Source organism: Kitasatospora xanthocidica, from assembly GCF_014656195.1.
Classification (GTDB): domain Bacteria; phylum Actinomycetota; class Actinomycetes; order Streptomycetales; family Streptomycetaceae; genus Kitasatospora; species Kitasatospora xanthocidica.
Map to the genome: position 1 here is coordinate 182220 of NZ_BNBY01000003.1, position 12954 is coordinate 195173.

General features: G+C 71.3%; 12 protein-coding genes. 6 read left to right on the forward strand and 6 right to left on the reverse strand.

Translation table 11 applies throughout. The features are described 5' to 3' along the window. Position 1 precedes the first annotated feature (1 nt). The gene (locus tag IE332_RS06980; protein ID WP_189914260.1) at positions 2-595 is read left to right on the forward strand and encodes a TetR/AcrR family transcriptional regulator; all 594 of its coding nucleotides are present in this window, start codon (positions 2-4) and stop codon (positions 593-595) included. 180 nt (positions 596-775) lie between these two features. Here the strand turns inward: IE332_RS06980 and IE332_RS06985 are convergent, their stop codons facing one another. The 3 genes from IE332_RS06985 to IE332_RS06995 all read right to left on the reverse strand — a co-directional run bounded on the left by IE332_RS06985 (position 776) and on the right by IE332_RS06995 (position 3515). Further along, positions 776-1693, reverse strand: coding sequence for a hypothetical protein (locus tag IE332_RS06985; RefSeq protein WP_189914261.1), 918 nt, complete (start codon positions 1691-1693; stop codon positions 776-778). A 69-nt stretch (positions 1694-1762) separates the two neighbouring features. Then, positions 1763-2107 (reverse strand): hypothetical protein, encoded by a 345-nt coding sequence (locus tag IE332_RS06990; RefSeq protein WP_189914262.1) that lies wholly within the window; start codon positions 2105-2107, stop codon positions 1763-1765. A gap of 283 nt (positions 2108-2390) precedes the next feature. Beyond that, positions 2391-3515: a hypothetical protein gene (locus tag IE332_RS06995; protein ID WP_189914263.1), complete on the reverse strand. Its 1125-nt coding sequence runs from the start codon at positions 3513-3515 to the stop codon at positions 2391-2393. A 218-nt stretch (positions 3516-3733) separates the two neighbouring features. On the opposite strand from IE332_RS06995, the gene IE332_RS07000 reads away from it, so the two are divergent. The 4 genes from IE332_RS07000 (at position 3734) to IE332_RS07015 (ending at position 8343) form a co-directional block, all read left to right on the forward strand. Then, a complete protein-coding gene (locus IE332_RS07000) occupies positions 3734-4336 on the forward strand; it encodes a L,D-transpeptidase family protein (RefSeq protein WP_189914264.1) in 603 nt (200 codons plus the stop codon). A 153-nt stretch (positions 4337-4489) separates the two neighbouring features. Then, positions 4490-5863 (forward strand): HEAT repeat domain-containing protein, encoded by a 1374-nt coding sequence (locus IE332_RS07005; RefSeq protein WP_189914265.1) that lies wholly within the window; start codon positions 4490-4492, stop codon positions 5861-5863. Between the two features lie 244 nt (positions 5864-6107). After that, a complete protein-coding gene (locus IE332_RS07010) occupies positions 6108-6668 on the forward strand; it encodes a hypothetical protein (RefSeq protein WP_189914266.1) in 561 nt (186 codons plus the stop codon). 412 nt (positions 6669-7080) lie between these two features. Then, positions 7081-8343, forward strand: coding sequence for an alpha/beta hydrolase (locus IE332_RS07015; protein WP_189914267.1), 1263 nt, complete (start codon positions 7081-7083; stop codon positions 8341-8343). Here the strand turns inward: IE332_RS07015 and IE332_RS07020 are convergent. Continuing rightward, entirely contained in the window at positions 8340-8831 is a 492-nt protein-coding gene (locus IE332_RS07020) for a MarR family winged helix-turn-helix transcriptional regulator (protein ID WP_189914268.1), read from the reverse strand. The two genes, IE332_RS07015 and IE332_RS07020, sit on opposite strands and share 4 nt — an antisense overlap. A gap of 75 nt (positions 8832-8906) precedes the next feature. Here IE332_RS07020 and IE332_RS07025 point away from each other — a divergent pair, with 75 nt between their 5' ends. Beyond that, entirely contained in the window at positions 8907-9854 is a 948-nt protein-coding gene (locus IE332_RS07025) for a quinone oxidoreductase family protein (RefSeq protein WP_189914269.1), read from the forward strand. A 141-nt stretch (positions 9855-9995) separates the two neighbouring features. Here the strand turns inward: IE332_RS07025 and IE332_RS07030 are convergent, their stop codons facing one another. Then, positions 9996-12461: a DUF4132 domain-containing protein gene (locus tag IE332_RS07030; protein WP_189914270.1), complete on the reverse strand. Its 2466-nt coding sequence runs from the start codon at positions 12459-12461 to the stop codon at positions 9996-9998. Further along, a complete protein-coding gene (locus IE332_RS07035) occupies positions 12458-12850 on the reverse strand; it encodes a hypothetical protein (protein ID WP_189914271.1) in 393 nt (130 codons plus the stop codon). The genes IE332_RS07030 and IE332_RS07035 overlap by 4 nt, the downstream gene beginning before the upstream one ends. Between the last annotated feature and the right edge of the window lie 104 nt (positions 12851-12954).

Sequence of the window (12954 nt, forward strand, 5' to 3'; positions counted from 1 at the left end):
AGTGACCGAACCGACCGGGCGCCGCGAGCGCAAGAAGGCCCAGACACGCCAGTCCCTGGCCGACGCCGCACTCGAACTCTTCCTCGACCGCGGCTACGACCAGGTCGGCGTCAAGGACGTCGCCGACGCCGCGGACGTCTCGGTAACCACCCTGTTCAAGCACTTCCCCAGCAAGGAAGCCCTGGTCTTCGACCAGGACGACGACCTTGAAGCAGCGCTCGTCGCCGCCGTGCGCGACCGCACCCCGGGCCAGTCGATCCCCCAGGCGCTGCGCGACCACATCCTGCTGAAACAGACCCAGTTCGCCGTCCACACCACGGACCCGCGGTTCGCCGACTTCACGCGCATGGTGCAGGAGACCCCCGCGCTGCGCGACTACGCCCACCGCATGTGGACGCGCCACGAAGCGGCCCTGGCGCGAGCCATTACCGAGGCTGTCGGTGCCCCCGAGGACGACATCAGCTGCGCCGCACTGGCCCGTTTCGCCCTTGAGGCCCGCGGCCTCATCCTGCGGCACGCCGAGCCGAACCGCGCCGCCGACGAGGCCTTCGCATTGCTCGAACACGGCTGGGCGGCTTCCCACCCGGGCGGCTGACCCGCTCTGCGCGGAGCCCTGGTGTGCGTGGACGCGTTGCGCGCCTCACAGGTTCAACCCGAGTGACCACGCTGCCACGCAAGCCACCTGAACCGGCATCCAGCCGGACGAAACCTCTGAACGACACCGCCCTGACACCGGCCCTGACCGGCGCTCAGCGACATCACAGCCCCGATTCCGCTATCCGACCCCACCGCCGGACAGTATTCGATCCGCTATTCTCAGCCTCTCGCCGAGATCGCGCGAGAATTCCGCCAGCTGCGCCGAGTTGGACGTGATGTATTCGGAGTCGTATGCGGACTGGACCGCGACCGCGACCCCCACGAGATTGGTCGCCTTCTTGCATTCCACATCAGCGGAAGCGGTCTCCTTCTCCTCCTTGCCGTGTTCGGCGCGTCCTCCCGTCGAGCCCGCCACCCATTTCGGGTCGAGGTAGGCGGCCATCGGGTCGGCATAGGCGAAGCCTTTGTCCCGCATGCATCGAGACCACTGCGCATAAGCTGCCACCAGCCGCGGGTCCGTCGTCGGCACCCGAGGGCCGCCCCCGGGAAGGGAGTGCTCGTCGGGACGAGGAAGATCGCCGCCGATCGCGGCCGCGCCCGCCTTCGCACAGCCCCCCACGGGCACCGGGTCCCCGGTCGGCGCCGAGGCCTGTTCGCCGTCGCGACCGACTCCGGTGAGAACGCCGACGTACTCGGAGGACTGCGGCGCGGGCGGGGTCAGCCGAGTGACCCGGTCGTACCCCCTGCTCGCGGGGACATCGGTTCCGAAGAATCCGTAGACCGGTGTCGCCCGGTGGTATCCGGTGGCGGTCGTGTCCATTCCGTTCAGGTCGCCACCGCTGTATGCGACGCCGTATCTCCGCATGCATTCTCCGATCACCAGATCCCGGGCCTGGATGAGCTTCTTCTCGTCGTCCAGCTTCGGTACGTAGGTGTCGATCGGGCGGGCGACCTGATCCAGCGAGGTGACGGACGGAATCCGGCCCAGCGGTGGCGGCGCGGCCTGCTGTTGAGCCGCGGGTCCGCCGCCGCAGGCGCCGGCGGTGAACGCCAGGGCGGCGGCGGCCAGGTGTCGCAGTCGACGCGTCGTCGCCACGGCGGCACTCCTTTCGAACCGCGGTGACCGTCACGCGGACGTGCCGGTCACCGCGGGCGGGACGGATCGTCAGTTCTGGTTCATGCGCAGGTCGAGGACGGTGAACCACTGGCCGAAGCTGATCTGCTCGCCGTAGCTGAACGGCCGGTTCGCCGCGCCGGAGCCGTACGTCTGGTAGCTGAAGGCACCCCAGTTCCCGCCGGTGTCGACGCTGTTCACTCCGGCGATGTTGACGTGGATGCCAGGGCCCTGGCCGTTGAAGCAGTAGCCGACACTGTTCGTGTAGATCTTGAAGCTGTTGCCCAGGCAGCCGTTCTGGGAGATGTTGGCGCTGGCCGGTGTCGCGGCGACGACACCGCCGGCCATGACGCCCGCGGCAACGACCCCTGCGGCAAGCCTTCGACGGATGCTCATGTCTCTTCTCTCCGTTCGACGAATCCGGTGTCAGCGGTCCGGGTGTCCGCTGATCACCACGGGGCTGGTCGGTCGGCCGTCGCATGCGCGAAACAGGGCTTCGGGGGAAGGCCGGCCGAGCCTTCCAGGCGCGGCTCATCCTTCACCGGTCATCATTGTCATGGACAGGCAGAATCACCCGGCAATACGACCGGCAGCAGCCCGAGCTCCGCACCCTCCGACGAGCCGACGGGCCGACGGGCCGCGCCGATTCGCACCGATTCGCACCGCTCAGCGAAGGCCGTCAGGCCTCGTCGGCCCAGATCGCCGTGCGGCCGTCGGGCTGGATGTGGACGGTCATCGACATCTCGCGGTAGAGGGAGACCGCGTCCAGCGTGCCGACCTCGGCGCGGGCCTGGAAGGCGGTGGCGGGGAGCAGGGGCTGGACACAACTCGCCGGCGGGCTCAGCAGTGACTGGCCGGGGGCCACGACGATCCGCACGCCGGTGCCCCAGGAGCCGGGACACAGGTGACTGGCGCGGGTGCGGACCCAGCCGACCTTGGCCTGCACCGTCACCGCCTCGGGGCCGGTGTTGGTCAGGTGGACCGCGAAGCTCAGACCGGACTCGTCCACCCGGGTGCACGCCGTCCAGGCGACACCCTCGACGTAGCGGATCCGTCCGCAGCGGTGATTGCCGCCGATCTCGGTGCGGTCCCCGGCGGCCGGGGAGAACAACGGCAGGTCCGCACGCTCCGGGGTGGTGGCCGGCGGCTCGCCCGCGACGCTCGCGCCCGGCGGTGGCGGCGGCGGTACGGGGGCGGCCCGGTCCGTGCCCGCGCCGCTGCGCCCTGCCAGCAGGAGCAGCGGCAGGACGGCGGCCGCGACCATGACGGCGCCCGCCACGGGCAGCCATCGGCGTACGGCCGTACGGGGGAAGCGCGCGGCCCCGGTGCGCGCCGTGTCCACGTCCTCGAACGCGCCTCTTGTGTGCGCTTCGTCGCGGAGCCGGCCATCACCGTCCGTCCCGTCGCCGGCGGTGCCGAGGTGGGCGACCACCTTCCGCCGCCACCCGGCGCCGCCGAGCTCCCGCAGCCGTGACCGGAGCAGGTCCACCGCCTCGCCGTGCCCGATGAGGAGTTCGACCGCCGCGGTGGCGTCCGGGCGAAGCGCCTGGGCGAGTGCGGCGGTGTCCGCCAGCGAGGGCACCCGGTTGGCCTTTCCGGCGAGGAGCTGCCGGTGTCCCTTCAGCCAGTAGGAGAGCAGCGGTTCGTCGATCCGGTGTCCCGCCAGTCTCAGCCGCCGGACCAGAACCTTGCGGGAGGGCCGTTGTGCACCGTCGGTGACTTCGGCCAGGCACCGGGCCCAGTCGTCCAGTGCCCGGGCGAACGCGCCCGCCGTCTCCTCGAATGCCGTCCCGCGCTGTTCCACAGGCGTCCTCCCGCGTGGTCGGATCTGCACCGCAGGGCGCTCAGGCGCAGGTCAGCGCGGTGCAAGACAGAGTGCAAGTTCCACTGTTCCGCACCTGATGGACGGCCAACCCCGGCGGCCGGGAGGCTCGGTGACGTCGCCGGAACCCGGCCCGAGACTCACGGCCCACGGCCCACGGCGGCCCTCCACCCCGGAAACAGACAGGACAGGAGCAGGACATGCGCACGACCCGCTCGCACTCCCCCCGCACCACCCACCGGCGGTCCCCCCTCACCACGCTGCTGCTCGCCGCCGGCCTGACGGCCGCCCTCACGGCCGGCACCACGTCCACGTCGCACGCGGCGCAGGCGGCGGACGACGGCGTCCGGCTGACCTTCGTGAAGAACCACGAGCACCCCGACCGCTCCACCCTCTCCCTGCGCGTCGACGGCCGGACCGTCGCCTCCTACCGGGCCGGGTCCGGCCTGGGCGCGAGCGCCGAGGGCCGGGACAGCTGCCGGACCAACAAGGGCTGGCTGCCTGACGGCACCTACCGGATCGAGGGGCACGAGACCCACCGGGACCGCGTCATCAAGGGCTTCGCCATCGCCCTCTCCGACAAGAAGTGCTCCGACGGCACCCTGCGGTCCGACCTGTTCATCCACAGCGAGATGAAGGCGGACGGCAGCCAGGGCACCGCCAAGGAGCCCGAGTCCACCCGCTGGGACGGCGACCAGGACTACCGCTCGTACGGCTGCGTCAAGCTGCACCCCGACCACATCAAGGCGCTGTTCGCCAAGATCGGCGACCGCTGGCCCACCACCCTGGAGGTCAGCGGCTGACCCACCGGATGCCCCCTCGGCAGGCGCGCGGCACACGGCGCGCGCCTGCCCCGCACGCTCGCAACGGGTGGGCGCGAGGCCCACCGGCACCGGCGCCGCCCGTCCGCCACCCGCTCGGCGCGATTGTCAGAGCGCCTGGTTAGGGTGCCCGCCATGGACAAGCACCTGCCGGTCGACGAACTCTCCGGTGCCTGGAACGACACCCGGTCGGCCCGCGATGCGCTCGTCGAGCAGGGGAAGGAAATCGTCGCGGCGGTGCTGGAGCTGCTCTGCGACGAGCGGTCACCGGTCGACTGGGCCGTCTCGGCGGACGTCCTGTGCCGGATCGGGGAGCCCGCTCTCCTGCCCTTGGCGCAGGCCTCCGCGGCGGCGGACTCGCCCGAGGTCGCCCGGAGGACCGGGTGGGCGCTGGGGAGATTGGAGGTGGCCGACCACGCGGTCTACGTACCACTGCTGGACCACCCGCACCCCCGGGTCCGAAGCGACGCGCTCTTCGCCTTCCAGACCCAGGGAAAGGCCGCGGCGAGGTTCGTCGACCGGATCGTTCCGACGCTGGGAGACCCGGACCACGAGGTCCGGCAGCGAGCCGTCTGGGCCTTCAAAGCGATCGGCCCCGCAGCCGGCCCCAGCCTGCAGCAGGTGCGTTCCCGTCCCGCCCCGGCGCCCAGGGTGCGGGCCGGCGCGCTGGAGGCCCTCGCCGCCATCGGCGGGCCAGCCTTCCTCGATCACCGGGACCGCGACATCTGGGACCGGCTGACCAGGATCACGCTGCTGACCGAGGTCCCGCAGGCCATGCACCTGTGCGGAAGCTGGTACGCGGTGCCGACCGCCGACCAAGACGCGGTCCTCGACGCCTTCGACCTCACCGGAGCCCACCCCGTCACCTTCCGAACCGGCGCGGCGGCCTGGAACCAGGACCGCCACAGCTGGGACCGGAACCAGCCCCACCGTGCCTGCTCACGCGTCTTCGTCAGCCCCGCCCTGAACGGATGGACCCTGGTCTTCGGCGACACCTCCGAGGACACCCACAGCGTCCGTGACGCGGACGGCCACGACCGGGCGCGCGAAGACGTCGTGCGGAAGCGGTGCACAGACCTCAGCCACCGGTTCGGCTCAGCCCAGTGGTACGGGATGAGCTGTGGCGACGGGTGGACCGCCTGGTGCATCGCCGAGGAAGGACGAGTGGTGCGCCACTACGACGCCTACACCGCCGAGGAGAACGGGGACGACGGCACCGCCGGACACCCGGCCGAGTCCGGCTACCTCCTGCCCCACCAGAACGGATTCCCCGACGACGCCTTCGAAGGCGTGAACGCCTCCGACTCCGAAGCGTTCCACGCCCGGTACCTCCAGGTGAAGGAGGAGCTCCGCATTCCCGACACCTGCTACGCCACCGACATCGCCGCCCGGCTCTCCATCGACCCCGCCAACCCGGGGCCGGCACCCGGGATCGAGGGCCACGGAGTCCTCGCCCTCACCGCCTGCGGCCGAGAACACGGCCACCCAGCCGGTGCACTTCCGATGTGACCCTTTCCCCGAGGGCGGCACCAGTTGTGAACAGCCCGGCACGACACGGCATCCGGCTCGGGCACCACACTTCGTGCAGGTTCCGGCCCCGGGCGCCACCTCGGGGACCGTACCCGAGCGGGTCGCCTGCGGCGGCTTCGGCGGGCGGCCCGAACGGATCCATCGACCGCTAATTGAACATGTTCAAGAGATCTGGCAGGGTAGCGGCCGAGACAGTCGAACCGACGAGTGGGGCACGGAGCCGATGCGAGACTTCCCAGCCGAAGCCGACAAGGCCGGGCAGCCGGCAGGGCGGGCAGGCGGCAGGACGCGGCGCGCGGCCCACCGGCTCAACAGGCCCTTCGGGCGGGTTGCGGCAGCCCTCGGACTGCTGGCCCTCGGATGCACCTCGTGCGCGGGCGCCGGCGGCGAGGCAACCGTGATCCAACAGGCCGACCTGGTCGGCGACTGGGGCAATACGGCCGGCGCCAGAGTACACATGGCCGCCGACCACAGCTTGACGGCGAGCGGGATCAACCATGCCGTGCCCGACTACAGGTGCCCGTCGAGCATGACGGCCGGCAGGTGGCGGTTCTACGTGCGGGACGCCGCCTCGCCGCGGACCCTCACAGCCTCGGACTCCGCGACCGAGGGCGACTGGTTCACGGTGTCGGACGGCACCGCCGCTTCAACCGGGGGGCTGTGCGACCTCGAAGCCCAGGTCCAGCGGGACGGCCAAGGCTTCGACATCTGTCTCGTCACAGACCCTGACCAGACCTGCACCACCGAAGAACTCCTCCGCAAGGCCTCGCCGCCACCACAGTGACCACCCCGCGCCCCCGCGCGGGTCTCCCGTCGTGACCCCGTTCAATGGAGGGTCGCTGACCTGCTAATATTCTTCCTGTCGCGAGGGAGAGTGATTCCTCGTCAGGCGTCAGCGGTGCTACCAGAGCACGTCCTACTTTCAGTAGGAAGAGTCCGTGCAACCCGGACCTGGCGCTCCAGCATCGGACGGGGTCCGGTACCTGATCAGGTACCGGACCCCGTCTGCGTTCGCGCGCCGTCCGCGGGCGGGCTCGGTGTTCGGCCCATGGGCCGCGGAGCGTGCACAGCCGGACGCCGGCCCAACTCGCCTCCGCCCGGGGGGATTCCCTGGTTCCGGGGTGGGGCTGGCCACACCCCCGGCCGGGGGGACGGTCGGATGTCGCGGTGGCGGACGGCTCCGTAGTGTCGTCGTCATGACCCACACCACGACCCGCACCCTCGTCCGACAGGCCGTACGGCGCAGGCGAGTACGCCACTCCCTGGCCGCCGTGACCGCCGCCGTCCTCGCCGCCCTTGCCGCCGCCCCGGCGGTCGCGGCGTCCGAACCCCGCCCGGCCCAGCAGAACTTGGGGCGCGGGGCCCTTCTCGGTCTCACTCCCGTCGCCGACCTGAGCCAGGCCGAGGTCGCCGCGTTCCTCAAGGGCGCCGACATCGACCCGGCGACCGTGCGCCACGGTGTGCGCGGCTACCGCCTCACATACCGGACCGTGACGCCTCAGGGCGAACCGACCACTGCCACCGGCCTGTTGGTGCTCCCCAAGGGTGGTGAGCGCCGGCTCGACCTGGTGGCCGACACCCACGGCACGATGGTCCACCGCGACTACGCGCCGTCCGTCGCCAAGGACTTCGGGCTGTACGCGCCCTATCTGCACGCCGCCGCGGGCCGCGCCGTCGCCGCACCCGACTACCTCGGGCTCGGCAAGGGCCCCGGCCTCCACCCGTACATGGACACCGCTTCCGCCGTCTCCGCCTCGCTCGACATGCTGCGGGCCTCCCGGACCGCCGCGCGTACGCTTGACAGGCCGCTCACCGGAGACGTGTACGGCACCGGGTTCTCGCAGGGCGGCCAGGTCGCCATGGCGCTGGGCCGCGAGCTGGCGCGGGGCGCGGACCGGCACTTCCGGCTGCGGGCGCTCGCGCCGGTCGCCGGACCGTACGACTTGCAGGGCGCCGAGATCCCCGCCCTGTTCGACGGCCGCGTCAACGACATCAGCGGTGTCTTCTACATGTCGTACTTCCTCACCGCGCAGAACCGGCTGCACCCCGTCTACGACAACCCGGCCGAGGCCTTCCGGCAGCCGTACGCGGGGTACGTGGAGGGACTCTTCGACACCCGGCACACCGAGGAGGACATCGTCACGAAGCTGCCCGGCTCGGTGAGGGAACTGCTGACCGACGGCTTCTACGAGCGGCTGCGGCACCCGGACGGCGGCCTGCTGGCCGCGCTCAAGGCGCAGGACGGGACCTGCGACTGGAAGCCCGACGTGCCCGTACGGCTGCACAGCGCGGCCGGCGACACGGACGTGCCGATCGCCAACTCCGTCAGCTGCGCGGCCGATCTGTCCCGCAACGGTGTGACGGCCCCCGTGGTCGACCACGGAAAGGCCGACCACAACGGGTCTTTCAAGCTGGCGGGGCCCCAGATCGTGCGCTGGTTCGACACCCTTGCGCGCTAGCCTCGATCCTGCACAGTCGCGGGGCGCGTCTGCTGGACCAGGACGGTGGTGGCGCGTTCCAGGAGCTCGCAGAGTGCGGCGTGCTCGGTGGGCGTGAACGCGTCGGTGAGCGCGCGCTCAAGGATGATCACCTCCTGGTAGGCGCTGTCCAGCAGCGTCCGGCCCCCATCGGTGAGGGTGGCGATCTGCACCTTGGCGTGCACCGGGGACGTCTCGCGGCGGATCAGTTTCTTGGTCTCCATGTTGGTCAGCACGCTGCTCATGCTCTGCTGCGTCACCCCGCAGGAGCGGGCCAGCTGGGCGCCGGACAGGCCGCCTTCGCGGGAGAGGACCAGCAGCACGGTGTACTGCGTCATGGTCAGCCCGTAGGCGCGCAGTACTGCCTCGTGGTGCGCCATCAGCGCCTGCTCCGACCGCCTGATCCGGGTGCAGAGGTCGTTCTCGATCGGGGCTTCCACCGCGTACTCCCACTCCAATAACAGGTTCATGGGTTGACTCAGGAACCTTATATACCTACGCTTCTCAACTGTAAGGATACTGAGTCAACGCAGGGGGCTGTCACCATGAAAGCCGTCGTTCTCGACGCCGACGACCACTACCGGGTCGCCGAACTCGACGAGCCCGCTCCCGGCCCCGGCCAGGTGGCGATCCGTGTGGCCTACGCCGGGATCCAGTGGGGCGACACCATGGTCAGGGACGGCCACTTCGCCGTACCGCGTCCCTTCGTCCCGGGGTTCGAGGCGTCCGGGCACATCGTCGCGGTCGGCGCGGGTGTCGACGCACGCCGTGTCGGTGAGGCCGTCACCGCGCTGACCTCCTCGGGCGCCTACGCCGAGGTGGTCCTGGCGCCCGCCACACTCACCTTGGGCATCGGCGGCATGCCGCTGAGGACGGCCGCAGGTCTCGGGTGGGGCGCGCCGACCGCCTACGACCTGGTCAACACCGCCGCGCGCGTGCGGCCCGGCGAAAGCGTGCTGATCCACGCCGCCGCCGGCTCGGTCGGCACGCTCGCCGCCCAGTTCGCCCGACTGGCCGGAGCGGGCCGGATCGTCGGTGTGGTCGGCACCACCGAAAGGGCCGACTACGCCGCACAGTTCGGCTACGATCAGCTCCTGCTCCGCGAGGAGTTCCCGGCCGAGCTCGGTGACGGGAAGCCCGACGTCATCCTCGACCCGGTCGGCGGCTCGACCCGCACCGCCGGCCTCGAACAGCTCGCGGCACACGGCCGACTGGTGGCATACGGCAACCTCGCCACGTACGAATCCGTCCTCGCCGACGCCAACGACCTCCTCATGCACGGCAAGTCACTCCTGACCTACAACAGCAACCTGCTCAGCCGGACCCACCCCGAGCGGCTCGCCGACAGTGCCCGCCGCGCACTCGGCCTCGTCGCCGAGGGCAAGGTCCGCGTGGACATCACCGCCGAGTACGCCCTCGGGGACCTGGCCCTGGCCGTGCGACGCCTCGCCGAAGGCAGCACCCACGGCAAGAGCGTCCTCCGCGTCGCCTGACCACACGCGGGAAGCGCCGGCCACGAGGCGACCACCGCGAGGAGCGCGCCCGCTTCCGCGGCGAGAACGGGCCTGCCGCCCTGGCGCAGGCCCTTCTCGCCGCGGAAGCGGGCGACCCGGCGGACGTGTGCGGTCACACCACTACAGCTGGCTCAGGATCGTCGGATCCGTGATCCTCGTGTCCTCGGCCAGCATCATCGCCTTGCTGAGGATCACGGCCAGCACGCGGTCGCCCTCGAAGGGGAGGTAGCCGGTCTGCGGAGCGGCCGCGGCGGGCTTCGGGACGATGCACAGGTACTGGTCGTTCGGTGTCATCAGGATGTTCCCCGAGCCGAGGTGGATCTTGTACGTGTGGCGCTCGCCCCTCACGTGCAGGAAGCGGCCCTCGAGGGTGCAGCGGTCGGCGATCGCCAGCCGGGGCACGAGCCGCTCCAGCAGCGTGCGGCGCGTCTCGGCGCCCTGGCCGAGCTCACCGAAGCCGTACGAGTTCCAGTAGTCCCTGAAGCGGCCCCGCGGTCCGCCGTCCTGCCAGGCCGGGTCGTTGCCGATGCTGGCCACGCCCACGAACAGGTCCACGTCGCGCAGGACTTCGGACAGCACGAGCGGCGGGACCTCGGCGATCGGGACGGGCTCCACCGGCTCGGCGCCGGCCTTCGGCCACATGCGGTACTCACTGCCGTAGCAGTCCGCCGTGTTCTCCGGCGCGTCGATCGGGTAGAAGCGGACCTGGTCGGTGGTCAGGCGCAGGTAACTGCCGGACTCGGTGGTGTTGTCCTCGTACTCGTCGCCCTCCCCGTGGATCCAGTACTCGGCGCGCAGCCCCCACTGCGGCAGCGCGCGGGTGGCGGGCGGGGCCGAGTCGTCGACCATCAGGCGCAGCTTGTTGCGCCACCCCCGGATCGACGTCAGGGAGTGGAACTGGTGCTGGCGCAGGACGTGCGCGGCGAAACGGTTGGAGTACGTCCCCGTCGCGCGCTCGGCGTCGGTCAGCAGGTACACCTCGCGGTGGGCCTGCTTGAACGGCTGCGTGATTCGGTGCCGCTCCAGCCAGTCACGCCAGGCCACGACCTGGGCGGGCTCGTGGCCCACCGGGTGCCAGAGCCGGACCTCGCTCCCCTCGCGCACCGGGTCGTCGGTGAGGGTGCGCAGCTCGCCGTCCGCGAATCCGACGGTCGTGCCGTCGACCGTCCACAGCAGCCGGCGGGCCAGGGTGCCGACCAGCGGGTGGTCGAGGTACCGCTCGCGCCAGGCGCCGTACGGCCAGACGCGGCGGCCGAGGAACTGCCGGTCCAGACGCTCGCTCTGCGCGGAGAGCATCTTGTCGATGTCCTTGACCGCCGTCTTCAGCTCCTTGAGCTCCTCGGCGTGGTCGCGCTTGACGGCGGCGGGCACGCTCTTGACCTCCTTGCCCGCGGCGTTGCGCCAGCCGAGGAGCACTCGGGTGCCCCGGACCTCCAGGACCGCCGTGGCCTCGCCCAGACGCGGTTCGGCCCGGCCGACCCCGGTGAGCCCGTAGGCGGGGACGGCGAGTTCCTCGATCTCCTCGCGGGACAGGCCCAGCGCCTCGGCCCGGGTCTGGAGCGCGGTGTCGAGCAGCTTGAGCGTGCCCTTGTACGTCACGCGGGTGGCCAGGCGGGCGAGTTCGGCGAGGGCCGCCTCGCCGTCGATGCGGGAGAGCGCGGTCGTGGCGGCGTTGGCGACCTTCGGGTTGCGCGGGCCGAGCCCGGGGATCTTCCGGAGGGAGGTCTCGACCAGCGCGCCGAGGGCGCGGGCGGTGTCCGGATGGGCGGGCAGCAGGGCGAGCACCCAGGTCAGTCCGCGCAGGGCGTTGGCGTTGTACGGGTCGTAGGCGCTGTGTCCGTCCGACCCGAGGCGTTCGCGGTTCAGCGCGAAGGTGCGGCGGCCGACGAGGGTGAGCCAGGGCAGCAGGGTGGTCCGGACGCGGTCGGCACCGAGGGCGAGGATCAGGCTTTCGGCCTGCCGCTCCCACGGGCGGGAGGGCTTGGCGGCTGTGGCGGTGGTCGCGTGCCGCAGGAGCGCCTGCCAGCCGGGGTCGTCCAGGGTGTCCCGCAGGGCCTGGTCGGCCCATTCCTCACCGACGTTGAGGACGGGCTCGGTGAGTGTGCCGGCGAACTCGACGAGCGGCTTCCTGCCGTAGGTGTCCAGGGCCGAGCGCCGGAAGACGGCCACGACCTCGGGCGTGAGGGAGCGGCCGGCCCTGAGTTCGGCCTCGGCGAGGAGCAGGTGACGGTGGCTGTGCACCACGGAGTTCTCGTGGCCGAGCTCGTCGAGCATCTGCAGGCGCTCCGCCGGGAGCCGGTCACCTGGCAGACCGTGCGCGACGACACCCAGCAGGATCAGAACGTTCTCGCGGGCGACCGGGCCGGCCTCGGCCGAGCGGTACTGCCCGACCAGCGCATCGGCGAGCCCGGTCCGGGCCTCGGACGGCAGCGCGCGCAACTCGGCGAAGACGCCGTCCCACCGTCCGTCCCAGTAGCCGCGGTACGTTCCGACTCCCAGCTTCAGCAGCTCGACGGCGAGGTCGTCCGCCGTCCCTGCATACCGCCGGACCAGTTCTGCGACCTCCTGGAAGTCCACCACCGTCATCCCCCCACCAGCGGAACGAGCTTCAGGAACGTGACCTCGGTGCCGAGCCCGAGCTCGATCTCCTCCTCCGGGTCGGTGACCTGGCGCTCCCCCACCAGCACCAGGAAGCCGTTGCCCGCGAACGCCCGGAGCGCCAGCTCGCTCTGCGCCTCCGGATCGATCCGGCGCGGCGTGCGCAGCGCGTACCCGTTCAGCACCCGCTCGGCGTTGTGCGGCTGCACCAGCCCCTGGAACACCTGCGGTGCCGTCGCGTTGTACTCGGCGACCTCCTGGAACACCCTGCGCCGGATCAGCTCACGCACGGTGAGCCTCTCCTCGAGGATCTCCAGCCCCCACCCGTCGCTCCGGTCCCCCGCCGTCGTCTCGTCGACGAACATCACACTTGCCATGCCGTGAACAGTACGAGCCCGCAGTGACACTGACGTTCGACGGGGTGACGCGGGACCGCTGGAGCCCGCTGTCCCACCTTGACATGGGCACCGTCCGCCGAGCA

Coding starts and splice junctions, on each gene's coding strand:
- IE332_RS06990 (WP_189914262.1), bottom strand. CDS start 2,107: ATGAGCATCCGTCGAAGGCTTGCCGCAGGGGTCGTTGCCGCGGGCGTC.
- IE332_RS07000 (WP_189914264.1), top strand. CDS start 3,734: ATGCGCACGACCCGCTCGCACTCCCCCCGCACCACCCACCGGCGGTCC.
- IE332_RS07005 (WP_189914265.1), top strand. CDS start 4,490: ATGGACAAGCACCTGCCGGTCGACGAACTCTCCGGTGCCTGGAACGAC.
- IE332_RS07010 (WP_189914266.1), top strand. CDS start 6,108: ATGCGAGACTTCCCAGCCGAAGCCGACAAGGCCGGGCAGCCGGCAGGG.
- IE332_RS07015 (WP_189914267.1), top strand. CDS start 7,081: ATGACCCACACCACGACCCGCACCCTCGTCCGACAGGCCGTACGGCGC.
- IE332_RS07020 (WP_189914268.1), bottom strand. CDS start 8,831: ATGAACCTGTTATTGGAGTGGGAGTACGCGGTGGAAGCCCCGATCGAG.
- IE332_RS07025 (WP_189914269.1), top strand. CDS start 8,907: ATGAAAGCCGTCGTTCTCGACGCCGACGACCACTACCGGGTCGCCGAA.
- IE332_RS07030 (WP_189914270.1), bottom strand. CDS start 12,461: ATGACGGTGGTGGACTTCCAGGAGGTCGCAGAACTGGTCCGGCGGTAT.
- IE332_RS07035 (WP_189914271.1), bottom strand. CDS start 12,850: ATGGCAAGTGTGATGTTCGTCGACGAGACGACGGCGGGGGACCGGAGC.